22 protein-coding genes are annotated in these 24012 nt (G+C 44.4%); 9 read left to right on the forward strand and 13 right to left on the reverse strand.

Annotation, left to right across the window (positions count from 1 at the left end):
• Positions 1 to 10: 10 nt before the first annotated feature.
• The 8 genes from E0E47_RS10870 to E0E47_RS10910 form a co-directional block, all read right to left on the reverse strand.
• Entirely contained in the window at positions 11 to 1114 is a 1104-nt protein-coding gene (locus tag E0E47_RS10870) for a glycosyltransferase family 2 protein (protein ID WP_130893670.1), read from the reverse strand.
• A 12-nt stretch (positions 1115 to 1126) separates the two neighbouring features.
• A complete protein-coding gene (locus E0E47_RS10875) occupies positions 1127 to 2170 on the reverse strand; it encodes a glycosyltransferase family 2 protein (protein ID WP_130893671.1) in 1044 nt (347 codons plus the stop codon).
• A 76-nt stretch (positions 2171 to 2246) separates the two neighbouring features.
• Complete coding sequence (locus E0E47_RS10880; RefSeq protein ID WP_008626619.1) at positions 2247 to 4082, reverse strand: ABC transporter ATP-binding protein; 1836 nt, start codon at positions 4080 to 4082, stop codon at positions 2247 to 2249.
• A gap of 749 nt (positions 4083 to 4831) precedes the next feature.
• On the reverse strand, positions 4832 to 5800 hold the full coding sequence (locus E0E47_RS10890) for a glycosyltransferase family 8 protein (protein ID WP_008626622.1): 969 nt from the start codon (positions 5798 to 5800) through the stop codon (positions 4832 to 4834).
• 31 nt (positions 5801 to 5831) lie between these two features.
• Positions 5832 to 6908, reverse strand: coding sequence for a glycosyltransferase family 2 protein (locus E0E47_RS10895; RefSeq protein WP_008626624.1), 1077 nt, complete (start codon positions 6906 to 6908; stop codon positions 5832 to 5834).
• A gap of 24 nt (positions 6909 to 6932) precedes the next feature.
• On the reverse strand, positions 6933 to 8846 hold the full coding sequence (locus E0E47_RS10900; RefSeq protein ID WP_130893672.1) for a glycosyltransferase: 1914 nt from the start codon (positions 8844 to 8846) through the stop codon (positions 6933 to 6935).
• A gap of 8 nt (positions 8847 to 8854) precedes the next feature.
• Positions 8855 to 9703 (reverse strand): glycosyltransferase family 2 protein, encoded by an 849-nt coding sequence (locus E0E47_RS10905; protein ID WP_232038526.1) that lies wholly within the window; start codon positions 9701 to 9703, stop codon positions 8855 to 8857.
• A 75-nt stretch (positions 9704 to 9778) separates the two neighbouring features.
• Positions 9779 to 10621: an alpha-1,2-fucosyltransferase gene (locus E0E47_RS10910; protein ID WP_130893673.1), complete on the reverse strand. Its 843-nt coding sequence runs from the start codon at positions 10619 to 10621 to the stop codon at positions 9779 to 9781.
• 274 nt (positions 10622 to 10895) lie between these two features.
• Between E0E47_RS10910 and E0E47_RS10915 the strand changes: the two genes are divergently transcribed.
• Genes E0E47_RS10915 through E0E47_RS10935 form a run of 5 tightly spaced genes read left to right on the forward strand, consistent with a single transcriptional unit; the run spans position 10896 to position 15740 of the window.
• A complete protein-coding gene (locus E0E47_RS10915) occupies positions 10896 to 11906 on the forward strand; it encodes a glycosyl transferase family 90 (protein WP_130893674.1) in 1011 nt (336 codons plus the stop codon).
• 11 nt (positions 11907 to 11917) lie between these two features.
• Positions 11918 to 12847, forward strand: a complete 930-nt coding sequence (locus E0E47_RS10920; protein WP_008626633.1) for a glycosyltransferase family 8 protein — start codon at positions 11918 to 11920, stop codon at positions 12845 to 12847.
• A 31-nt stretch (positions 12848 to 12878) separates the two neighbouring features.
• A complete protein-coding gene (locus tag E0E47_RS10925) occupies positions 12879 to 13766 on the forward strand; it encodes a capsular polysaccharide synthesis protein (protein ID WP_008626634.1) in 888 nt (295 codons plus the stop codon).
• Positions 13767 to 13777: 11 nt separating this feature from the next.
• The gene (locus E0E47_RS10930; RefSeq protein ID WP_008626636.1) at positions 13778 to 14674 is read left to right on the forward strand and encodes a glycosyltransferase family 2 protein; all 897 of its coding nucleotides are present in this window, start codon (positions 13778 to 13780) and stop codon (positions 14672 to 14674) included.
• A gap of 19 nt (positions 14675 to 14693) precedes the next feature.
• Positions 14694 to 15740 (forward strand): glycosyltransferase family 2 protein, encoded by a 1047-nt coding sequence (locus E0E47_RS10935; RefSeq protein WP_130893675.1) that lies wholly within the window; start codon positions 14694 to 14696, stop codon positions 15738 to 15740.
• A gap of 12 nt (positions 15741 to 15752) precedes the next feature.
• Here E0E47_RS10935 and E0E47_RS10940 read toward each other — a convergent pair whose 3' ends face one another.
• The 5 genes from E0E47_RS10940 to E0E47_RS10960 are packed head-to-tail and all read right to left on the reverse strand — an operon-like array spanning position 15753 to position 20226.
• Entirely contained in the window at positions 15753 to 16652 is a 900-nt protein-coding gene (locus tag E0E47_RS10940; RefSeq protein WP_130893676.1) for a glycosyltransferase family 2 protein, read from the reverse strand.
• Positions 16653 to 16660: 8 nt separating this feature from the next.
• A complete protein-coding gene (locus E0E47_RS10945) occupies positions 16661 to 17425 on the reverse strand; it encodes a lipopolysaccharide kinase InaA family protein (RefSeq protein ID WP_130893677.1) in 765 nt (254 codons plus the stop codon).
• Positions 17426 to 17430: 5 nt separating this feature from the next.
• Positions 17431 to 18147, reverse strand: coding sequence for a glycosyltransferase family 2 protein (locus tag E0E47_RS10950; RefSeq protein ID WP_130893678.1), 717 nt, complete (start codon positions 18145 to 18147; stop codon positions 17431 to 17433).
• A gap of 17 nt (positions 18148 to 18164) precedes the next feature.
• Positions 18165 to 19271 (reverse strand): UDP-galactopyranose mutase, encoded by a 1107-nt coding sequence (glf, locus tag E0E47_RS10955; protein WP_130893679.1) that lies wholly within the window; start codon positions 19269 to 19271, stop codon positions 18165 to 18167.
• Between the two features lie 16 nt (positions 19272 to 19287).
• Positions 19288 to 20226 carry a lysophospholipid acyltransferase family protein gene (locus E0E47_RS10960; protein WP_130893680.1) on the reverse strand — a complete coding sequence of 313 codons (939 nt, stop codon included), beginning with the start codon at positions 20224 to 20226 and terminating at the stop codon, positions 19288 to 19290.
• A 125-nt stretch (positions 20227 to 20351) separates the two neighbouring features.
• Between E0E47_RS10960 and E0E47_RS10965 the strand changes: the two genes are divergently transcribed.
• The 4 genes from E0E47_RS10965 to rnc all read left to right on the forward strand — a co-directional run bounded on the left by E0E47_RS10965 (position 20352) and on the right by rnc (position 23974).
• Positions 20352 to 21398, forward strand: coding sequence for an NAD(P)-dependent oxidoreductase (locus E0E47_RS10965; RefSeq protein WP_172604693.1), 1047 nt, complete (start codon positions 20352 to 20354; stop codon positions 21396 to 21398).
• A 155-nt stretch (positions 21399 to 21553) separates the two neighbouring features.
• The gene (locus E0E47_RS10970; protein ID WP_021979430.1) at positions 21554 to 21790 is read left to right on the forward strand and encodes an acyl carrier protein; all 237 of its coding nucleotides are present in this window, start codon (positions 21554 to 21556) and stop codon (positions 21788 to 21790) included.
• A gap of 21 nt (positions 21791 to 21811) precedes the next feature.
• Positions 21812 to 23077, forward strand: coding sequence for a beta-ketoacyl-ACP synthase II (gene fabF, locus E0E47_RS10975; protein ID WP_130893681.1), 1266 nt, complete (start codon positions 21812 to 21814; stop codon positions 23075 to 23077).
• A 3-nt stretch (positions 23078 to 23080) separates the two neighbouring features.
• On the forward strand, positions 23081 to 23974 hold the full coding sequence (gene rnc, locus E0E47_RS10980; RefSeq protein WP_130893682.1) for a ribonuclease III: 894 nt from the start codon (positions 23081 to 23083) through the stop codon (positions 23972 to 23974).
• Positions 23975 to 24012: the final 38 nt, after the last annotated feature.

Genomic DNA, 24012 nt, shown 5'->3' on the forward strand with positions numbered 1-24012 from the left:
AACTTTCAAATCAAACCTTCCGAAACCGGTTCACCAAAGAACGGATTGCAAAATAAACATCCAACAGACCAAACAAACGATAGGTAATCAATATGGCCTGAAATTTCTTACTGAATGAAGAGTACTTGACCCGAAGCAGTTCCCTTCCATACAAAGAAGACAAGGCTTTAGCCAACAATCGCCCCCTCACCCTATGCCTTCTGACAATATATTCTTTCTTAATACAGGAAATACAACGCAAAATAGGACTCGCAATACGATCGTTGTAAAAGACCGAACGATCCACATTTCCTTTCACCTCTACATACAACTGGTACAGTTCGTCGTCACTCCCCTGCCTTAAAAGACGCTCCAACGGATAATGCTCAATAAAGTCAAAGATAAATGCAGGACGCCAACAATGGAACTTATGAGCCAACCGCTCCAACCTGTCATCGACAAGTGCATAAATCTTCCTAATCTCGTCCGGCAAAAGCGCATATTTCTCCTGAATCATTTTTCCGGGAGGATCCATATAAAGATACAAGCACAAAGGCACCAACTTGATGCTGTTGCACTGTAGAATATAATCCAAATTGAACAATAAGTCCTCATACACGACCAAATCGGTACGGAACACAATGCGGTGCTCCCTTAGAATCGAGGTTTTATAGAATTTTCCCCAAACATAACCATTCCATAAATGCCGGGCGACGAAGTCACCCATCGTATCGCCCTTAAAAGCCCCCTCGAAATTATAATATATCTCCCCCTTCGGAAGAGTCTTGTACCCTCCTATCACCAAATCGTAACCGAGCCCCTCTTTCAAGACGTCGAAAAAGCCCTCGTCCACGGAGTCATCCGCGTCGACAAAGGCAATCCACTCTCCGCACGCCACTTCAAGCCCCAAATTACGTGCCGTACTCACTCCACCATTTTCTTTATACCATACCCGGACACGGGCATCCTTTGCGGCATAAGTGTCACAAATATCCCTGCAACTATCCGGGCTGCCGTCATCTATGAGCAACAGCTCAAAATCACGGTTCGTCTGCTTCAAGATACTATCCACACAGTTTCTCAAAGTATCCTCGGCCTTATATACAGGAACAATTACAGATATTAATGGCGCCATTGATACTAATAGTTATTTTACACTTACAAAAGAATGAAATCTAAGTGCATAATCCAACACTACAGCCTTTTCCGTAACCCACCATAACTTTAAATACCATTTTTTAAATAATTTATGGCGTACACGATAGTTTTTTATATGTTTTATCAGGCTTTCGAATTCAGAATAATCCGAAGGCCGTATCCTCGACTGCATCTTCAGACTGAGGAGGCAGAAATTTACGGCTCCATCAACAAAATAAGCCTGGTTCTTCCTTACATGCTTGCCCACGTTTTCCTTGTCCATCTTTTCAAACATAGCCTCCACCATGTGGACAATCTGCATCAGATTCTTTTTCTGGCTCTCCGTATCCACCGACTGCCCTTCCCTTCCCATACGGTAATGGTAAAGATACAAGTCATACACAATAAAGTCTTTCACACGTGAATAGGGCAGAAAGCAATACAACGTATCCGTATAATTTATCCCTTCCAACAAACGGAAATTCATTTCTTTAAGAAGGGAAGTTTTATAAGCCATGCCATTCATGCCAAATTCAGCTTCATAGGAATGCGTACGGATATAAAATTCATCCGTCCGATAGACATGGTCCTTAAACACGGAACAGAAAGAATGCTTGATTTCATCCACCTTCTTGTCTTTGTCAAAAATCTCATCCACCCTTAACGTTATCACCAAATCGGTATCACAAGTCTCCAACTTCTGCAAAAACTCCACTAACGCCGAAGTATCGAACCAATCGTCTGCATCCAATATCTTGAAATACTTTCCGGTTGCAATTCCTAATCCGGCATTCACACAAGAACCATAATGTCCGTTGGCCTTGTCTATGACTTTAATCAAATCGGGCCTTTTCTGTTCATATCGACGAATAATGTCCAAAGACCCGTCCGTACTGCCGTCATTCACCACTATGACTTCAAGCCTATCGCTGACAAGCTCATCGGTCACAGAATCCAGACAGGCAGGCAGATATTTTTCCATATTATAGGTTGGTATTACTATGGAAAGTATTTTCCCGCTCCCAGCCTTTTGAACCACCTTATCATTCACCATATTTTTCACAATAAATTAAAATACAACCTCTTTTTATCCCGACAAGCCACCGCTCTCACGAGTTGGGCCGGATGCGTCAGAGGCTTTGCATATCGTTTAGTTTCTTGTAATACCCGTTGAGGGCAATAAGCTCTTCATGCGTCCCACGCTCTACAATCTCTCCTTCGTAAAGCACACATATTTCATCTGCATTCTTGATTGTACTGAGCCGGTGCGCAATCGCAATGGTCGTACGCGATTTCATCAAGCGTTCCAACGCCTCCTGCACCAAACGCTCTGACTCCGTATCCAATGCGGAAGTCGCCTCATCCAGTATCAATATCGGCGGATTCTTCAGGATGGCACGGGCTATGCTGACACGCTGCCGCTGCCCGCCCGACAAACGGCCTCCACGGTCGCCAATCATCGTATCATAACCTTTCTCGGATTCCATGATGAAATCGTGCGCGTTGGCTATTTTGGCAGCTTCGACAACCTGCTCCATCGTCGCGTTCTCCACGCCGAACGTAATATTATTATAGAAGGTATCATTGAACAGGATGGCCTCTTGGTTCACATTACCGATCAGAGAACGCAAGGCCGGAATAGATACGTCCTTCACGTTCTTCCCGTCTATAAGCAAGGCTCCTTCACCCACATCATGATAACGGGGCACCAAATCGACCATCGTGGATTTACCAGACCCGGACTGCCCTACCAAAGCCACCGTCTTCCCTTTCTGCACCTTCAAGTTTACATGCTTCAAGACCTGCCGCCCCTCAATATAACTAAAGGAAACGTCACGGAATTCCAACTCATGCTCAAAAGCAGTCAAAGGCAAGGGTTTTTCCGGCTCCTTGATATGGTTCTCAGCCTTCAAGATCATATCAATACGTTCCATGCTGGCCAAACCCAAAGGAATATTATAGAAAGCCTTGGAGAACTCTTTCAAAGGATTGATGATACTGTAAAGAATCACCAGATAGAAAATAAACATAGCGGCATCTATCGGGGAATACTGATTCAAAATCAATGCGCCGCCAAACCATAATACAATCACTATCACGCAAGTACCCAAGAACTCACTCATAGGATGCGCGGAACTCTGACGGATAACCATCGCATTCATGGCATCCCGGAAACCGTTATTGATTTTGGCAAAGCGTTCAGACATCTTGCGCTCTGCAATGAAGGCCTTGATAATCCGAAGGCCTCCTAAGGTCTCATCCAACTGAGACATGATGTCTCCCCATTGCCCCTGAGCCACCACCGACTGACTTTTCAATTTACGGCTTACCGACCCCATGACCCATCCGGCCAAAGGCAGAATGACTAGCACGAACAACGTCAGTTGCCAACTAACGGTAAATAAAGTAATAAAGCAAACCACCAGAGCTATCGGATTACGAATCAACATATCCAGTGAACTGGTCAGTGAATTCTCGACTACCGACACGTCCGCACTCATCCTTGCAATAATATCCCCTTTGCGCTCCTCCGAAAAAAAACTCAATGGCAATTTCAGCACTTTATTATATACTTCAATACGTATATCACGGACAATACCCGTACGAAGAGGCACCATCACCGCTGCTGACGCGAAATATCCCGTAGTCTTCAACAAAGTCATCACAATCAGGATAAGCCCCATGAATATCAAAGTGACAAAAGCCCCATTCTGTTCAATAATATAATTGATGAAATAATATCCGTTATTGACCAAGACATCCTTATCCAAATGATGGATATCCATCGGCATGTATTCATACTTTGTCGTATCAATCTTGAACAAGATATTCAGAATCGGCACCAAGGCTGCAAACGAAAACACGTTAAGCCATTGCGATAAAAAATTCAATATGACAGCCCAAGTCAGATATTTACGATAAGGTTTCATATACCGCTTGAGCAAGGAGAAAAATTCTTTAATCATATATATTTCAAATGAATGGATTGGTGCAAAGGTAGGCATTTCTCTCCAAGTGACCAACCACGACGTTGTTTTTTATCATATTTTACTCACATTCATCCGGTCTGCATGGCCCATGCGCCACCACCGCCCCACAGCCGGACAACCTAATCCGTGCATCGAGTTTGCAAAATGTCAAAATGACAATCCCGCTATCATGAGAATCGCTCATTTCCGCCCGCCGGCCGCCCTGACGGCAAATAACGCAGTCTCACGCGTCCGGCTTTTGACTTTTTGATGCCTTCCGGAAGGAAAACACCGCTTTGCGACATCGCCTCCAACCATTTGCCCGCACGCCTCCCGACTACGTGTCAGGAAATATGCAGCACAAGATTACATCGTGCTTCCCGTTTTTGGAGCACTACCGCCTGTCAACTAGCATAAAAATCAGCTCCAGACTGTACATGAACTCCCGTTTTACGCCCGAATATTCCACCACCGGCAGACATCTTCGCCCCGATATGAGGAGAAAAAAAGTGTTTTCTGCGCCAAGTGATTTTTTTCTTTCATGAGATTAATCCGCTGTTATGCCCATTCTTGCGTAAAAAAGCATAAACAAAGATTAAAATATGTCATTTTAAGGAGCTCAGAAACATACAGAACACATCTTTTCATACCGGCCTCGCTACTTTTCTTTGTCATTTTGCTACATTTCGGAATCCCATAAATATTATCCGGAGCTTTAGGACTTACATTTCGCGCAATAAATACCATCACCTCGCCGAACAAAACCAATACACGACAAAAGCTATTGTTTCAATGACAAAAACGGCCAAAAGGCGGTTGAATCTCCTGATATATTTATGAGAGGTTTTGGAACTTCCTCCATACAAAGGAGTAGTTTCCTCCCTTACTTTCTTATAACGTGCCACAGTCCACTTCGTCTTGGCCAGACATTCCAAATAATACGGCGTGAAAGGATGGTTGCAATCCTTTTTCCACGGCTTGCCTCCACCTGCAAAATGCACCACGACCGGATGCTCCTTCCATCGTTCCACTTCCTTGAATTTAGAGGCATGCAACCTGACCCATTGATAATCCCGCGTATACCATAAATCCTGAAAATTATATCCGTATGGGAGGTATTTCACTGCACCGTGCAGCACCACGTTCAAAGCATCCTGGTCCGGGAAAAGGCACTTCTCAGGATGTTCCCGGATGAACTCCACCAACCGGCATGCCACATTATGCTTCCGCCAATAGCCCATATTGACCAACAGCACCCCCGAGTTAAAATAAGGCGCGCCATACACCCCAATCCTGTTTTGCAAGGTTATGTCATCAGCCTCCTGATCCTCCACCACCGCGCACGCATAACCTTCTATGTCCGTCTTCCAAAGTTCCTGCAACGAATCGTTTACCAGAATATCGCAATCCATATAAAGCATCTTCTCCTCGTCCGGAAACAAATCCGGCAAAAGAAAACGGTAATAAATGGATTCCCTGAACCTGTCGCTGACTTTCAAACCTTGCACAATCTCCGGCTCAATGACCTTGACCGTCAGCAGCCCACCATATCTGGTAGCAATCTCTTCCAACCCTTCCACATCTACTTGTGGCAAAGCCTTCGTTATCACATAAATGTGGCAAGGAACCTTCCGGTGGTGTTCAAAAATCGAAACCACACAAGGACCGCAAGCCATCATATAATAAGTATCCGTACACAAAGCTATCTTTATCATTCCACTATCTTTTTTGCTTTAATCAAATCCTTTACAGTCCTTTCTGAAATACCTCCATCGTCTGCAATGAATACTTGTGGCACACTTTCTCCATCTTACGTTTCCGAAACGTCGCTACAAACTTCCTGTTCAATTCCAAGTACTTCCACAAACGTTTATAAACAAAATGCCGTGCAATCAAACCCTTAACACCCAACTCCGTGTCCGAGACATAGTCGAACCCATGCAAACACTCCAACACTCCCCGACAAGCTTCCGAAACGTCGGCTGATCGCTCCAACAGCCCAAACTCCCGCAAAAGCTTCAGGCCTTTCCGGATATAATAGAGGGCAACTCCGGTTTCCAACCTGTCCGTTCCCCTGATAGCCTTGTCTTTCAATATTTCCAACTTATATCGTGCAAAAGCCTTATAAGGCGTATAACCAGTGTGCATGAGCGACCCGTCTCGTTGGTAGTAATAATACAGCGGGACACAACACAAAGCTACGCTCGCCGCCTCCGGAACGTATTTGTATAATACAAAAGCATCCTCGAAGGGAAAAGTCTCCATCCTATGCCTTACAACAATCTCACGCCGGCATAACTTGTTCCACAACCCTTCATCCATTTGGTCATAACCTTTCATCTTACGCATGGCTTCATCAGGGGAAAGGCACACGACTTTATCGTCATAAGCCCATGGCGTAGTCAAACGCTGATGCTCCTCATCATAAAAATAATGTTGGCAACATGCCACATCCGCCCCCGTCTTTGTTATCAGGCCATAAAGCACCGCTACAAAATCCATATCCACATAATCATCCGCATCTACAAAACCGATGAATTCACCGGAGGACTTTTCTATGGCCGCCTGCCGCGCATCGCCGGCTCCAGAGTTCCGGGGCATGCTGAAAACCTTAAAACGCATGTCTGACGCTGCCATCTCACCGGCTATATCCAAACTCCCGTCTGTGGAACAGTCGTCCATAATTATGACCTCTATGTTCCGGTAAGTCTGCTTTTCCAATGAACGCAAACAACGCTCCAAATAAGGGGCTACGTTGTACATGGGTACAACCAATGTCACCAACGGCCCTTCCGTGACCGCAAACGAAGGTGTATTTTCCATCCTGATTCCAATAACAATAAATGATTATTTCTTTTTAAACTTCGCGAAAAATAAGGTGGCACCCTTGTATAAATCAAAGAGATGCAAGCAAAGGAAGCGGCGAAAAGCCAAATAAGGAGACTTCGTCAACAACGGAACGCCACTTACATTCTTTCTCAAATACTCCATCAAAACCTTTCGTTTCTTGCCGCTCCCGTCTTCGCTTAAAGAACGGTCAAGAATACGTAGATACATGTTAGCCAGAAACCGGTCGGAATCCTTCCAAAGCCCTAAAGCCTTGGCACGGCTGTGTTTGACATCCAACGCATATAAATAATCGTCCCATTGGTTTTGTCGGAAAGCTTTGGTGACAATACTTTTGTGGCGCTCTACATAATGATAGGTTATATCTCCGGCCACATAAACCGTCTTCGCACGTCCGAACACTTCAGGCAACGTCAAAATATCCTCAAACGTCCTACCCACAGGAAACGAAACTCCGTCGAAAAGCTTCCTCTTATAAAGTTTGTTCCATAAATAATTCTTGATGAGCCGGTCTTGGAATAAAAGTTCCAAAGCTTCCCGCGTACCCCAACGTTCATTCTTTCCCACAGCACACTTCTGAATATTTCCATTCTGTAAATGCAAATAATAGCCGCACTGCACAATATCCGCACCAGAGACAACATAGGCATCGTACAAAAGCGCATACATATCCTGCTCTATCCAATCGTCCGGGTCCACAAAACCCAAGAGTTCTCCCGTTGCCACAGACAATCCCAGATTACGTGCCCCGGCAACACCCTGATTGACCGGATGACGAATCAGCTTGAAACGCGGGTCTCCTCCTATTGCAGCCTTACACACGTCATAGGAACCGTCCGTAGAAGCATCGTCCACCAGGATAACTTCTATGTGGCCGTACGTCTGTCCTCGCAAAGAACGGATACATTTCTCCACATATCGTTCCACATTGTAAACCGGTACGACAATGCTGATTAACGGAACAGACTGACCCTCAAGTGGTTTTTTGCTCGAACCGTAGTAACGTATATCTATATATTTCTCGCTTTTTATTCCTAAGGCATAAGGCAAGAAGTGGACGAAACGATGCAAACGCACCGCCCACCCGTCATTTTTCTTCTCCACACCGGGAAGCAGGCTCTCGTATTCGAAATATAACCGTCGCAAAGGATGCATGCAGTGGTACTGCCAAGGCTTGCGCCCGGAATAATGCAAAATGGCCGGACGGGTAATCGTTTCGATATGGGGAGGGACCCAACCGGCCGACTTACCCTTTGGCCTGCGGTAGGCACCCTCTTGGACGTTCCATTTCATATCCAACAGCCTTTTACGTTCGTGAAGCAGACTGTTCAGCAAGTCCTGATCATTATAGACAATCCTGTCCGGATACATACGATAATGTTCCGCACACAGACGTTCCACCCCATGTGCTCTCCAATACTCCAGGTTCAGCAACAAGACCCCTCCGTTGAAATAGTTATAAGACGATGCATAATGCAAACGACGACAATGCACCGGATTGACGGTAAAGCTATCCGGCACTCCGGCCAAAGCAACTCCCGTAAGGTCTGTCTCCCATAAACCATACAATGAAGACAAAACCAATACATCACAATCCAAATACAAGACCTTGGACACGGACAACGGCAATATGGAAGATAGCAGACAACGGAAAAACACGACTTTCGACAAGCGCTGCTTCTCCCATGTCACTTCATAGCCCTTCATCTTTTCTTCCGCCACTTCATAAAAGAACACTTTCGCACCATAAGAGTCGCACAACGCAGACAGAAAGGCCACATCCTCTTGATGTAGATTCAATCCTACGATATGAAATACTATTTCATACGGGACATTGTTCCGCAAAACCGACACCATCGTTACCGCACAAGGACGAACGAACCGGCTGTCTATGGCAAATGCTATATGCATCATATTAAAAATCAGTTTATCGAATTGAAAACATCACGAATCGTCTCGTCCGCATAAATATATCCACATTTGCACAATTCCTCAAAATGCGGCTTCCCTATCACCCGGTCGTACTCTTCTTCCAGCAAACCTTCTTTATAAAGTCGGTAAAAATACCTCCAATGACGACCGCCATGCCTGCCCTTATGTTCTTCCAATTGTACACCGCCATTCACCATTTTATCCATAAACTGACGACGGCCGCGCACATTATAATGATAAACACGAATCGCCGAGGACTTTGCATATTGAGGCAACATCCTCACCTTATGGTTTCCCATGGATATTTGCAGGTAACCGTCGGTCCGGTGAATTACCTTACGGTTCTGGCGTTCGAACAAGGAATACAACGACAAATCATACGCTTCCAGATCGGTTACAGGCCGCACGGCCTTAGACCATTGCCAAAAAGGTTTGTCTTCTTCGGGATACATGCTTCTCACCTCGCAAGTCAGCACATTGGCACGAGACTTGCTTAACTCTTTTTTCAACGACCCGGAGGGAGCATACCAGAATTCATCCGCGTCTGCATTAATCACCCAATCCGCCCCGAAAGACGTCTTGGCCTTCCATATCATCCGGTCTACCCACTCTTTTTGTTCATAGCCCGTAGCTGCTTCCCTTATCACGTCTACCACCCATCCTTTCCGACGATACTTTTCGATAATCCCGCAGGTCCCGTCTGTCGAATTGTTATCCGTTACAATAAAAGCATCCACTCCCATAGCTTTATGGAACAACAGGTTCCGTTCCAATAACTCCTCTTCATTTTTCACCAGAAGCGTCATTATCAACCGGGGATCAGGAAGTTTCAGGAACATTCTCGGCAAATCCCAGACGGCACGGATTATTTTATGAATAATATATCGGTTCACTTTACGCTTCATTTAATTCACTTAACCGATCGAGACTTTCAACCAACTTTCCGGCACCACGTCCGCACTATTTGTCGTCTGCGTCCAACGTTCCGGGGCAATCACTATTTTGTCCGGCGACGGATTTAACCACGCTCCCCACCAACTGAAAGTACTATTGCATATAATATGATGGCGGCAATGGCTCATCAACATCATGTCCTGCCAACTGTCCTCCCCTTTGTTCCAATCAATGAATACGGCATTTTCCAATGGCAGGTACTGGCGTACCCAATCCAAATCCTCCGAAAATACATAATAATGGGGATGGACTATTCTTTTCTCCAACTCGGACAGGGCATTGAGGTAATAAGAACGTTGACAAATGCACCCCAACGACTTCCAATGCTTCCCCTGAAGATAATCCCCTCTCCTGACATGTATGGACACGGCATCCGGGTCGGCCATAATCTCCTGCATCGCACAAAGGCTCTTTCTGTTTACCCGGCGAACATCGAAAACAAACGCCTCGCGCACCTCCTTTTCCACACCGGCAAAATATTCCTCAGACTGATAAAAGCCTTTAAAATAAATCCATGGCCAATGATACTTCCGGATGTAAGGCACAAGCGAACCACCTTGCTTCCGTTCCAATATGGTCTTAAACAACAAAAACTCTATGATTTTCTTTAAACTCCGGTTGATACGGAACTCCGTACGGGGAAGATTAAACACCTTGTTCATCTCATACCCATAATGTACCCGATAATGGACCATATCCGAAAGGTCTATCTTTGTATCTGGAAATACAGCCCTCATCTTCAAGTACATGGCATAAATGAACATTTGGTTACCCAAACCACCTGTCATTTTTATCAACCTCATAACCACCTTTATTAAAACTTCATATACTAATAATCGCTCTCTTTTGAAGAGATAAACCGAATATCGTTATCCATTGTTAATCAAAAGATTGGTGTCATTTAGTAATATGTTTATCCTCAACAAAAGGCAAAAAAAGACACTCTCGCATACTTTTTATCCATTTACTTCTTTGTAATTATCAATTAATTATGTAATTTTGCCGATATTCGGTTTATCTCTTCAAAAGAGATAAAACCGTAATTATACCATATTCAAGCAAATGCCTACTTAATGTATGGGAGACAGCATCATTTATAAACTAAAAAGCGGGAAGCCCAACAAATTCCTCAATTTCCTTTCCGGTTTTGCCGGATTAGCCATTCCGGATGCCTTTTTCCGGCAGCGGTTGCGCGGACTTCTCGCCCAAGTGCCCAAACATCCCGATTACGACTATATTCGCAAACGCGTGGACTATTACATCAAAACGGACCAACCATTCCACGTCTCAGACACAAACAGGCTCACTCGTGAACGTAGTTGGATTTATTATACTGGACGAATAGGGGATTATACCCGCAAAATGTTCCATACAGCTTACTTTTTCGACCAACACGACGTGACCCGTTGGTTTCCCAAACATTTCCGTTGGAATTTCTGCCCGGGAGATGTATATTTCACTCCGGACACACCCACAATCGTCAAAAGTCGGTTGTTGACCGGCGACAATAGTAACTCCGTGATACTAAAGTTGGACAAACTACGCCATTTCATGTTCGTGCATGACACCATACCTTTCCGGCAGAAGAAAGACATGGCAATCTTTCGGGGAAAAATCCGCCAAAGCCGGGTACGTACAAAATTCTTGGAAATGTTCTTCCACCATCCGATGTTCGACTGCGGCGTAGTAGGGCGGAATGAAGGCTGTCCGGACGAATGGATGAGGGAAAAGAAAACCATCCGCGAACATTTGGATTATAAATTCATTATGGCCCTGGAAGGAAACGACGTAGCTTCCAACCTGAAATGGGTCATGTCGTCCAACTCACTGGCCGTCATGACACGTCCGACTTGCGAGACTTGGTTCATGGAAGGAACGCTCGTTGCCGGATACCATTATGTAGAAGTGAAGGAGGATTTCTCGGACTTACCGGAGAAGCTGCAATATTATATCGAACATCCGGAGCAAGCGGAAGACATTATCCGCCACGCCCATGAATACATCAGGCAGTTCCAAGACAAGGAACGGGAAAACCTGATTTCGCTGATGGTATTGGACAAATACTTCCGGCTTTCGGGACAACAATAAAAAATGAGGATATGATGATTCACATAGCTTGCAATATAGACCACAATTATGTGCGACATTGTGCCGTTACCTTGGTCTCTTTATTTGAAAACAACCCAAAAGAGACCTTCACCGTACATATTATTGCACGGGAATTATCGGAAACAGACCGGAACATTTTAACAGCTTTAGCCGAAAAATATAAAAATAAAGCCTGTTATTATATACCAGACGCACAAATGTTGGAAGGATTCACCATCCGGGCTACCCACAACCGCCTGTCGTTGGCCGCCTATTACAGGTGCTTCCTGTCTGCCCTATTGCCTGAAAGCATAGACCGCGTACTGTACTTGGACTGTGATATTGTAATACTAGGAGACATCACTCCGCTATGGCGTACGCCTTTAGACGCTCATACGGGAGTAGCCGTAGTGGAAGACACCGGGTGCAAGGAACTGCAGCGTTACGAAATCCTGCAATATCCGGCCGAAGACTCGTACTTTAATTCCGGTGTCCTCCTTATCAACCTCGCATATTGGCGAGAACACCATATCGCCCAAGCTTGCGTCGATTATTACCGTGCATATCCGGAACGTATCATATTCAATGACCAAGACCTGTTGAACTGTGTGTTGCACCGGCATAAAACGTTAGTGGGTCTGCAATGGAACGTGCAAGACGGATTTTACCGCAACCATCCGGCCATAAGCCCGGAATGGCGCAAAGCCCATGCCGAAACATTAAGGCATCCGGTCGTCCTGCATTACACCAACCGGAAGCCGTGGAACTACGACAGCCAACACCCCTTACGGGATGTTTATTTCCAATATCTGGATCTGACCCCGTGGAAAGGAGAACGCCCATGGCATAGCGTGAAGAACAGGTTCAAACGCTTTTTCCGCTTGTTACCTTTTTATATAGGAATGAGAAAAGCCAAGTATATCCGGTTAGAATCCCTGTAAAACAGAAACCATCGTCCAAAAGGCCATTATCATGGGTAAAATAAAAAGATTTTTCAAACATATCGAAAAGTTCTTCGTCAGGCGTAAACAGCAACTCATCATGCACCATCTGCTATACCGCGCAGGAGGAAAGGAGTTAATTGCCCGATACACACGGGATTACCTGCCCGCATACGAACCCATTACAGGGAGTTCACCGATATGGACATGTTGGTGGCAGGGCGAGGACGCAATGCCAGACATCGTAAAAGCCTGCTACAACGCCATGCACCGGTTTTCCGACGGACACCCGGTCATTCTCATTACGGAAAAGAATTACAAGGATTACGTGAACATGCCCGACTATATTATCCGAAAACAACAATCGGGCGAAATCGACCTTACCCACTTCTCGGATATCCTGCGTATGATGCTGTTGGCTCGACACGGAGGAATCTGGATGGACAGTACGCTATTGATACCGTCCAAACACCTCGGCACATTTATCCATCCAGAAGATAAATTCTGGAGCTGCCACCACCATACCCGTTACTACAACATCTCGCAAGGCGGATGGGTCAGCTTCTTCTTGGCCTGCGGGAAAGGTAATATTTTACCCTCATTTATCGCTGACATGCATCTCTGTTATTGGAAGAAACATAAAAAGCTAATTGATTATCTACTTTTAGATTATACATTTGCCATGGCTCGTAAATACATTCCGGCCGTACACGATATGATCGAAAAAGTACCCATCACAGAAATGGGACCGTTGGGCAAGTGCCTGAATGAAGAGTTCTCGGAAGAAAAATGGAACGAATTCTGTACCCGGTATGATTTCCACAAGGTAACTTACAAGATACCTCTCTGCAAAACCACAGTCGAGGGCAAGAAAACATATTACGGACATATTCTTGAAACTTATCTTACACAACCTTAAAAACAAGAAACATGAAAGTCAACTGCGTAGTAGTCACATATAACCGCCTGGCCTTACTTAGAGAATGCCTGGCTGCCATAGAGAAGCAAACCTATCCGATACACAAGGTAATCGTGATAGACAATTGTTCTACAGACGGTACGGAGGATTTCCTGAAAGCATACGCTGTACGCCCTCAATTCCAAGTCATCCGCACGGAACAGAATATCGGAGGAGCCGGCGGTTTCTCTTTAGGCGTAAAAACATCCGCATTAGGCGGCGGAGATTACACATGGATGATGGATGACGACACCATCCCCTCTCCGGAAGCTTTGGAAGCCCTCATGCAAACAGCCTCACAGTCCAATGACATCGGATTCGTTTGCAGCAAAGTACTTTGGACCGACAATACCATTCATCCCCGCAATATGCCCGGAGGACTAAAAAAGGACACCATCGAAAACAACGGTATCACGGCCTGCCGCTGCGAAGTCTGCACTTTCGTCTCTGTCTTGGTCAGCAGCCGTGCGGTCTACAAAGTTGGCTTGCCCATCAAAGAGTTCTTTATCTGGTTCGACGATATCGAATACACCCTCAGAATCACAAGAGCCGGATTCAAAAATTACTATACAGAACAAAGCATTGTCGTACACAAGACCCCGGACGTGTACGACCCGAATATCGAACAGGCACCGGTCAATATGGCCAAACGTTTTTACTATCAAACCCGCAACACCTGCTACTTTAAGCACCGCGAACAACCGAACAAACTTTTGTTCAGGCTGTCGATATGGAATAAGCTTCGTATCCTGAAACGAAGAATCAACCGCCGTAAAGACGGACACAAACAAGAGTTCTTAGCTGCAGTAAAGAAAGGATGCCATGACGGACTGACTTTCTACCCGGAAATAGAATATTTACCTCTATAAGCATACAAAATACAACAGAATGTCACAAGAGCCATATAAACTCCTCACATTGGTGATCCCGACCTACAACATGGAAAAGTATCTCACCAAATGTTTAGAATCCGTAACCGCCCCTTGTATACCTCCGACATTGGAGGTCATTGTTGTAAATGACGGTAGCAAAGACCGTTCCCTGGAAATTATGAAAGCCTTTCAGCAAAAAAGACCGGATATAATCCACATCATCAACAAAGAAAACGGCCACTACGGTTCGTGCATCAATGCAGGGTTACAAATGGCAAAAGGGAAATATTTCAGGCCCTTGGACGCAGACGACTGGATGGATACGGAGGTTTTATCCAAACTTTTAAATGTATTAAAGAATTGCGATACGGACTTGTTTATTACACTCCGTACGGAATATAAGATCGATAAAAATAATCGTCATATCGTGACACACTTCCCTTTCCGCAATGTAGAATACAATAAGATTTATGATATTTCGTCTTTCAACATAAGCGAACATACCTATGGCGATGAATTCAACATGCATAGCATGACCTACAAAACAGAAATCCTAAGACAGGTAAACCTGCGCCATATAGAAGGTATATGTTATACCGACTTCCAATACTGTTTTCTGCCGATAGACCGCATCAAGAGCTTCATTATATTCGATTTATACCTCTATTATTATTTCATAGGAAGAGAAGAACAATCTACCAGTGTGCAGTCTATAAAGGGGAACTTATCGCACATTTGCAAAGTAATCAATTTCATGATTCATCACTTGGACAGGCAATTTCATCAAAACCCAACCATACAGGCCAACCAAATACACTTTATCGACAAGGCTCTGAATATCTATGTAATCAGTCTCAGATGGCAAAGAAAAATCACAGAGCAGGATTACCCCGAAATTTTTAACGTTATCGATGCCGTAGACCGATACCATATCCAAAACCGAATCTTGAACAAACCGTATTTCCGCCTTTGGCGGAAGCTGAAAACCCGTAAGGTACTCAACCTAACCCTTACCTTGTACCGTTGGGCGCATATCAGGAAATTCAGAAAGATGGGAATGTAAAAACAAACATCCCTACAAACGTCCCAACCTTTCCCTTATGCCGTCAGTATACGCTTTCCAAAACATCGGAATATCAGTCCACCGATAAGCATCCGAGAAAGGTGCCGAGAAAAAGGCTATTAAAATATAACCGATGGCCCCGTTAAAGCCGCGAAGATATTTCACGGCCCAGTTCTTCCCATAATGGTGATTCAAATAAGAAGAATTACGTATCTGGTAAAAGCGTTTCCATTTTTTCTTCTTATTACGTTCCCCCCACGAATCGTCCGAGAAAAACTTTTCTTTATCCATCAGGGCCGTAGGAACATACAAAATCTTATAACCGGCCATCACCGTGCGCAAGCAATAATCCGTATCATCACAAAAAATAAACAAATCTTTATTGGGAAGCCCTACCAACTTCACAACCTCACTGCGAACGAACAAACCTTCGAAAGCCGTTCCGCAAATCTCGACAGGAGCATTCACTTCCATCTTGGACAATCGTCCTGAATACATGGATGAAAACGGATGAGTCAAGTTGAAAGATAGAAAATCATTCGTATAAATCCGGCCCTCCAACAGGCGGCGCGGCGCCAAAATCCCTACACCTTCATATCCGGCGTACGCCAATAGCCGCTCCAGACAATCCGGACGCGGAAAAACATCGTCATCCATGCACCAGATCCAATCGGCATCGGCAAGGCGAGCATACTCCATTCCGGTATAAAAACCTCCGGCTCCCCCGACATTGGTCTGATGAATCGTTTTCACATCCTCCTGCTCGTCCAACCACACTCCCGTCCCGTCCGTACTACCGTTGTCCACCACTACAAGGGTTGTAAGCGGTACGGTCTGCCGACGCAAACAAGAGAGATTCCGTTTGAGAAGCTCCAGACGATTATAAGTTACGACAACAGCAATCACATTCATGATACATACTAATATAAGTCGTTTATTTTTCCAGGCTGGGTACTCCGAAAAGCTTGCATCAACTTGAAACATTCCTCCACATCGAATCCGCGTATGGCAGCATATTCTTCAGCCAACAAACGATGCATGTGCGGCGTAGCCGGAAGGCGCTCGAAATTCTTGCATCCTTTTCTCATATCAATCGGACCGATATACATCCGATTCAAGTCCACTATCTCAATCCGAACCCCTTTGTCTGTCTTTTGGAACAGAATGTTCCCACGCCCGTAATCCTTATGCGCATACCCATGTTCATGCAAAACGGCCGTCACTCTCCCTACCGTACGAACAACCTCGTCTGCATAATCAAAATGCTGATAGAACAAATCATTATAGACGTATGGGCAAGCCGACGCCAACGTCACATAATAACTACGGTCGAAAAGCAGTCCTTTGCGTACATTAAGATAACCGACCGGAGCGGGAGTCCCTACCCCTATTTCTTGATACATCCTCGCATGATCGTAAGAACGTTTAGCCTTTGAAGGACGGAAAATGCCATAGACGAAACGATTGACCCAATTGGGACGGTGAAAGGACTTCACCACCAAGTCAAGCCCTCTATATGTCATTTTCCTCAATTCATTGCGTCCCTTATAAACCACCGAACCTTCACCGGCCGCAAAACGTTCGGGAATGGAATACATAAAATCCTTCAAATCCTGATAATCCGGCCGGAGTTCCAACGTCCGATGAGCCAATAAATGACAAAGACTTGGCTTAATCCATTTCATCCTATTCAAATTTTATCCAGTCCTTTAGTAAATTTCAACCAATAATATTTCAACGGATTCTTATACTTTAACTGTTTCCATGGACGACTGCCGTGAGGACGATGCCACACCGGAAGGGTCGTAAAAAGGTAATTGCGAAAACCAGCTTTCAATGCCTCATGCGAAATGGTCACGTCATACCAATTCTTTGTCGGATCAAGCTGCCCAAAATCAAATTGCCCCAAAAACTTCGGTGTCAGCAAAGAGCAACAAAAACTACAATGTTTCTTCTCCGGATAAACCTGGTTTTCCCGTCCCCGTGCATGAAGATAAGGATAATTGACCAAACCGTCCTCATCCGTAGTCACCGCTGCGGCAATGGCACAATCCGGACGTTGCACAGCTCCGTCGAACAAGTCCTGCAAAGTATTCCTCTTCACAACGACATCTGACTCTACAATCAACAGGCCGGCATCCGCAGCTAAAGCTTCGCGTCGGGCTGTCTGCAACACCAATAAATAATTAGGAGACGGATGATTTGTCAAATCACACAAATTAACCAACTTAAAACCAAGTTCCTTGGATGCTTGTTCCAAACGTATCGTATTCTCAGCTGTGCTGAAATCATTATAAACGGTATATGTAAAAGGAACACTGGTCTCCGAAGACAATACGGCTCTTATCGTCTCAAGCGTGAAATCGATGGAATCCTTTACCGGCGTAATGACCTGCAAACTTTTCATATCATTGTCTCCCGTAATTAACAAAACTGCTGCTTGGCTAATGCCAAAGCCGCAGCTACTGTATCATCCATATCCGCATAAGTGTACTGAGCCAAACGTCCGCCAAATAAAACATTCCCACGCGATACCGCCAGTTCACGATAGGATTTGAATATTTCAGAGTTACGGGCATCATTCACCGGATAATAAGGCTCTTTACCCGGGGCAAAAGCATCAGGATATTCGTATGTAATCACCGTAGTAGGCTGAGTTCCGTATTCAAAATGTTTATGTTCAATCACACGCGTGTAAGGTACATCCCCAGCCGTATAATTCACCACAGCATTACCTTGATAGTCCTCTACCTCCAAATGACGATGGTCAAAACGCAGGCTACGGTATTCCAAACGTCCGCATTGATAATTGAAATATTCATCAATGCAACCGGTGAAAAGAATTTTATCGGCCATAGCATCCCAAGCCTCACGGTTTTCAAAATAGTTCGTGTCCAACCGGACTTCTATACCTTCCAACAAAGCATCTATCAATACGTTATATCCACCTTTCGGTATTCCCTGATAAGCATCGTTAAAATAGTTGTTGTCGAAAATAAAACGAAAAGGTACACGCTTGATGATAAAGGACGGAAGTTCTGTAGCCGGACGTCCCCACTGCTTCTCAGTATACCCTTTGATTAGACGGGTATATATATCCTTTCCACACAATTTCAGAGCTTGCTCTTCCAGGTTCGCCGGTTCAGAGATAAATTCATACGCCTTACGCTGTTCAGCTACCTTAGCCTTGGCTTCAGCCGGTGTTTTCACTCCCCACAACTGATAAAAGGTATTCATATTGAAAGGCAGGTTATACAATTTACCTTCATAATATGCCAATGGAGAATTGGTATAACGATTAAATTCCACCAAACGGTTCACATAATCCCAAACATCTTTATTGTCCGTATGAAAGATATGGGCCCCATACTTATGTACACGAATGCCTTCTACATCCTCACAATATATATTCCCGCCACGATGGGCACGCTTGTCTATCACCAAACAACGTTTCCCTGCCAATCTGGCTTCATGGGCAAATACAGCACCGAATAATCCCGCGCCTACTATCAAATAATCATATCTTTCCATGTATGGTCACATTTAATCATTTTATTGTCGAATCTTGTTGGCGTCTCAGCCATTCTTCCTTGGTACGCTTCCATCTCTTATGCGTCCACAGCCAATATTGCGGAGCTTTCCTGATCATTTGCTCCAATTGTTCCATGAACATAGCTGTCATATCATATTCCGTACGATTTACCTCCGGTATCTCCATCCGTCTGAACGTACACTCATAATAACCCCTACGGGGACGAATGATATCCGCAAAAAAATAAACCGCTTTTACCTGCCGCCCTATCTGCTCCGCTCCGGTAAAAACAGCGGTTTCACGGTGCAGGAAGGGAACAAAAAAATGCATGCTGTTCCACTTGGGTAGTTGGTCGGATATAAAGCCAATCATCGCAGGGCGCTTTTCCCGTTTCAGTTCAATCACACGCCTCAATGTATTTTTCATCGGAATACATTCCCCACCGAACTGGTTTCTCAATTTCAAAAAGAACCTATCCACGGCTTTATTATACAAAGGATGGTAAATTTGTGCACAATGGATAGAAGGAGATATGGTATAGGGTAATGATGCCACCCACTCCCAATTACAATAATGCCCAAGATAAAGGAATATGAAATTATGCCCCTCTTCGCGCACAGCCTGTTCCACCTGCTCTACTCCATGAAATACCATCCGCTCCTTCATTTCCTTTTTCGAAATGGAAGTCAGCTTCAAAGTTTCTACAAAATAATCGCAAAAAAAGTGATAAAATTTCTTTTCTATCCGGACAATCTCATCCGATGACTTTTCGGGAAAAGACTTCAATAGGTTATCCCTTACTACATCACGCCGATATTTGATGCAATGATACACTATCAAATACAGGACATCTGACAGAAAATATAAAACGCAAAAAGGAAGCAAGGATAGCAAATGGCTCAAGCCAAACACTACGTAATACATCAAGTTGGTCCATTTGTCTTGTTTCTCCATACAAATTCCGTATCGACTTTAATGACACAATAAAAAAGTGCCTCTATTTAAAGAATATTGCAAAGCTAAACAAACTTTTTTGAATCGGCAATAATTCTATAATAAAAACTCATTAACTTTGCATCATGAAAATAGTTGTTGACGACAAAATCCCATTTATCCGAGAGGCTATCGCCCAGATTTCCACCGATGTGATTTACAAACCCGGGATAGCCATCAGCCCCGACGATATACATGATGCCGATGCCCTGATTATCAGAACCCGCACTCGTTGCGACGAAACCCTTCTGAAAGGGAGTAAAGTTTCTTTTATCGCTACCGCCACTATCGGATATGACCACCTTGACATTGAATATCTGAAACGCGCCCATATCACATGGGCCAACTGTCCCGGTTGCAATGCCAATTCCGTAGGACAATACATCCATTCATGCCTTTTGCTTTTGGAAAAAGAAAAAGGATACGACCTATCGAAGACTACGGTCGGATTAGTCGGAGTAGGACATGTGGGCCATGCCGTTATCGAAGCTATACGCCCTTTGGGAGTACAAATCCTTCTCAATGACCCACCACAAAAAGAAGCCTTGTGTAAAGCCGGAAAGCCTCATGAGTTTTTTTTGAACATGGAAGAGCTGCAAGAGAAGTGCGACATCATCTCGTTTCATACTCCATTAATCACAAAAGGTTCTTATCCGACTTTCCATTTAGCGAACAAAACATTCTTCAACGCACTAAAAAAACGACCCATCATTATCAATACAAGCCGAGGGGCTGTCGTGGATAATACGGACGTACTTCAAGCCTTAAAAGATGGTATTATCCGAGATGCTATTATCGATACTTGGGAGAATGAACCGAATATCAATCAAGAACTTCTCAACCTTATATATATAGGAACCCCGCATATCGCAGGTTACTCCGCCGACGGAAAAGCCAATGCCACCCGTATGGCACTCACAGCATTGTGCAACCATTTCCACCTTCAGGCCACTTTCCAAATCCGTGTTCCTCAACTTCCTAAAGAAGAGCTACCGAAACCCAATCTCACGGAAACAGAACGGGCATTGGCTTTATATAATCCACACACGGATAGTTTGAAACTCAAGTCCCATCCCACCATGTTCGAAGAATTGAGAGGTAATTACCCGTTAAGAAGAGAATTCATAGAATAAGTCTCGTAAAAGGGAGCAAATACTGCACACTACATATACTTTTGTGCAAAAAAGAGCAATTTATTTACTTAATTGCTTGCATAAGTGGGAAAAAAAAAGTTCCTTTGCACTTGGATTTACAGAATTACATTAATAATAATCAAAAAATTACAATTATGTCTGAAATTGAATCAAAAGTAAAAGCTATCATCGTTGATAAGTTGGGTGTTGACGAAGCAGAAGTAGTAGCCACAGCAAGTTTCACAAACGATTTAGGTGCTGATTCATTGGATACAGTAGAATTGATCATGGAATTTGAAAAGGAATTCGGTATCAATATTCCCGATGATCAAGCTGAGAAGATCACGACTGTAGGTGACGCTATTAGCTATATCGAAGCTAACGCAAAATAATATTTTCTCTAAACGAAGATAATGGAATTAAAAAGAGTTGTGGTAACAGGTATGGGTGCCGTTACTCCATTGGGAAATACGACCGAGGAAACTTGGAAGAATTTGATTGAGGGAGTAAGTGGTGCCGGACCTATTACACATTTCGATGCTTCCTTGTTCAAGACTCAATTTGCTTGCGAGGTGAAAAATTTCAATGTAGGCGACTACATTGACCGCAAAGAAGCACGCAGAATGGACTTGTACACCCAATATGCCTTGGCTGCAGCCAAAATGGCCGTAGACGATTCTGGCATGGATTTGGAAGCTGTGAACAAAGACCGTATAGGTGTTGTCTTCGGGGTGGGAATCGGTGGAATCCACACTTTTGAAGAAGAAGCCGGAGCGTATGCACTTACAGGAAAAGAATTGGGTCCCAAATACAACCCATTCTTCATCCCGAAAATGATTGCAGACATTGCAAGCGGTCATATTTCTATTATGTATGGTTTCCATGGCCCGAACTACACGACCACTTCGGCATGCGCATCTTCTACCAACGCTTTGGCTGACGCATTCAACCTTATCCGTTTGGGCAAGGCAGATATGATTCTCAGCGGTGGTGCGGAAGCGGCTATATGGCCAGCCGGCGTAGGTGGTTTTAATGCCATGAAAGCTCTTTCTACCCGGAATGATGACCCACAACACGCATCCCGCCCATTCAGCGCAAGTCGCGACGGTTTCGTTATGGGTGAAGGTGCCGGATGTCTGATTTTGGAAGAATTGGAACATGCCAAAGCACGTGGAGCTAAAATTTACGCTGAAATGGCCGGTGCAGGCATGTCAGCTGATGCCCACCACATCACGGCCTCCCACCCGGAAGGGTTAGGTGCCAAACTGGTTATGGAAAGAGCTCTCGAAGACGCTGAAATGAAACCGGAAGATATTGATTATATCAATGTACACGGTACTTCAACTCATGTCGGAGACATTTCGGAAGCCAAAGCCATCAAAGATGTTTTCGGTCCACACGCTTACGAATTGAATATTAGTTCTACTAAGTCTATGACAGGACATCTGCTCGGTGCCGCCGGTGCTGTGGAAGCAATGGCCAGTGTGATGGCAGTAAAAGAAGATATCATACCCCCCACTATCAACCATGAGGAAGATGACAAAGATGAAGAAATCGACTATGATCTGAACTTCACCTTTAATATTGCTCAGAAGCGTACCGTGCGTGCCGCTCTAAGCAACACTTTCGGTTTTGGTGGGCACAATGCATGTGTAATCTTTAAGAAATACGCTGAATAAGTCGTGTATCCCAAAGATATCATAGAAAGAATAAGGCTCCCTTTCAGAAAAGACAAGGAGCTTTATTCTTCTTTTTATAAGATATTAGGATTCTATCCGCACCATATCCAATATTACGAACAGGCATTGCATCATAAGTCCTCATCTATAAAAAAGCAAGGAAGTTGGATTAATAACGAACGGTTGGAATTTTTGGGCGACGCCATTTTGGATGCCGTCGTAGGAGATATTGTCTTCCGCCACTTCAAAGGCAAACATGAAGGTTTCCTCACCAACACCCGCAGCAAAATCGTACAACGTGAAACATTGAACAGATTGGCCGTAGAAATCGGTTTGGATAAACTTATCATTTCATCCACACATTCCTCCACCCACAACAGCTATATGTGTGGCAATGCTTTTGAAGCCATGGTCGGTGCGATTTATCTGGACCGGGGCTATTCCTATTGCATGCGTTTTATCGGCAAACGCATCATGACCCAGTTAATCAATATCGACAAACTGGCCTATAAAGAAGTCAATTTCAAAAGCAAATTAATTGAATGGGGACAAAAGAGGCGAGTTGAAATTACCTTCGACCTGATAGATCAGGCACAGGAGGGAAACAGTACGCCCGTTTTTACCACCCAAATCACAATCGAAGGAGTGACATGTTGCAAAGGAAGAGGCTATTCTAAAAAAGAGAGCCAACAACTGGCTGCAAAAGACACTCTGGCACTATTGAGGAAATCCCCCAAACTGGTTGACAAAATCCTTTCCAACAAAAAACAAAAAGAGGCTTTGTCTGAAATGACCATACAAGACAACGAACAGCAAACCATAACGGTAATTGCTCCACCGAAGCTTCAAGTCTCTGTCACAGAATCCCCCGATTTCAGAATGGTTAGCCGAAGATAATGCAAGCCGAACTATAAGTACATAGATAGCGACACATA

Source organism: Paraprevotella xylaniphila YIT 11841, assembly GCF_900683745.1.
In the GTDB taxonomy this organism is placed as follows: Bacteria; Bacteroidota; Bacteroidia; order Bacteroidales; family Bacteroidaceae; genus Paraprevotella; species Paraprevotella xylaniphila.

Bases quoted from the DNA above. Each gene is read 5' to 3' on its own strand.
- E0E47_RS10870 (WP_130893670.1), bottom strand. From the start codon at position 1,114: ATGGCGCCATTAATATCTGTAATTGTTCCTGTATATAAGGCCGAGGAT.
- E0E47_RS10875 (WP_130893671.1), bottom strand. From the start codon at position 2,170: ATGGTGAATGATAAGGTGGTTCAAAAGGCTGGGAGCGGGAAAATACTT.
- E0E47_RS10880 (WP_008626619.1), bottom strand. From the start codon at position 4,082: ATGATTAAAGAATTTTTCTCCTTGCTCAAGCGGTATATGAAACCTTAT.
- E0E47_RS10890 (WP_008626622.1), bottom strand. From the start codon at position 5,800: ATGATAAAGATAGCTTTGTGTACGGATACTTATTATATGATGGCTTGC.
- E0E47_RS10895 (WP_008626624.1), bottom strand. From the start codon at position 6,908: ATGGAAAATACACCTTCGTTTGCGGTCACGGAAGGGCCGTTGGTGACA.
- E0E47_RS10900 (WP_130893672.1), bottom strand. From the start codon at position 8,846: ATGATGCATATAGCATTTGCCATAGACAGCCGGTTCGTTCGTCCTTGT.
- E0E47_RS10905 (WP_232038526.1), bottom strand. From the start codon at position 9,703: ATGTTCCTGAAACTTCCTGATCCCCGGTTGATAATGACGCTTCTGGTG.
- E0E47_RS10910 (WP_130893673.1), bottom strand. From the start codon at position 10,621: ATGAGGTTGATAAAAATGACAGGTGGTTTGGGTAACCAAATGTTCATT.
- E0E47_RS10915 (WP_130893674.1), top strand. From the start codon at position 10,896: ATGGGAGACAGCATCATTTATAAACTAAAAAGCGGGAAGCCCAACAAA.
- E0E47_RS10920 (WP_008626633.1), top strand. From the start codon at position 11,918: ATGATGATTCACATAGCTTGCAATATAGACCACAATTATGTGCGACAT.
- E0E47_RS10925 (WP_008626634.1), top strand. From the start codon at position 12,879: ATGGGTAAAATAAAAAGATTTTTCAAACATATCGAAAAGTTCTTCGTC.
- E0E47_RS10930 (WP_008626636.1), top strand. From the start codon at position 13,778: ATGAAAGTCAACTGCGTAGTAGTCACATATAACCGCCTGGCCTTACTT.
- E0E47_RS10935 (WP_130893675.1), top strand. From the start codon at position 14,694: ATGTCACAAGAGCCATATAAACTCCTCACATTGGTGATCCCGACCTAC.
- E0E47_RS10940 (WP_130893676.1), bottom strand. From the start codon at position 16,652: ATGAATGTGATTGCTGTTGTCGTAACTTATAATCGTCTGGAGCTTCTC.
- E0E47_RS10945 (WP_130893677.1), bottom strand. From the start codon at position 17,425: ATGAAATGGATTAAGCCAAGTCTTTGTCATTTATTGGCTCATCGGACG.
- E0E47_RS10950 (WP_130893678.1), bottom strand. From the start codon at position 18,147: ATGAAAAGTTTGCAGGTCATTACGCCGGTAAAGGATTCCATCGATTTC.
- glf (WP_130893679.1), bottom strand. From the start codon at position 19,271: ATGGAAAGATATGATTATTTGATAGTAGGCGCGGGATTATTCGGTGCT.
- E0E47_RS10960 (WP_130893680.1), bottom strand. From the start codon at position 20,226: ATGGAGAAACAAGACAAATGGACCAACTTGATGTATTACGTAGTGTTT.
- E0E47_RS10965 (WP_172604693.1), top strand. From the start codon at position 20,352: ATGAAAATAGTTGTTGACGACAAAATCCCATTTATCCGAGAGGCTATC.
- E0E47_RS10970 (WP_021979430.1), top strand. From the start codon at position 21,554: ATGTCTGAAATTGAATCAAAAGTAAAAGCTATCATCGTTGATAAGTTG.
- fabF (WP_130893681.1), top strand. From the start codon at position 21,812: ATGGAATTAAAAAGAGTTGTGGTAACAGGTATGGGTGCCGTTACTCCA.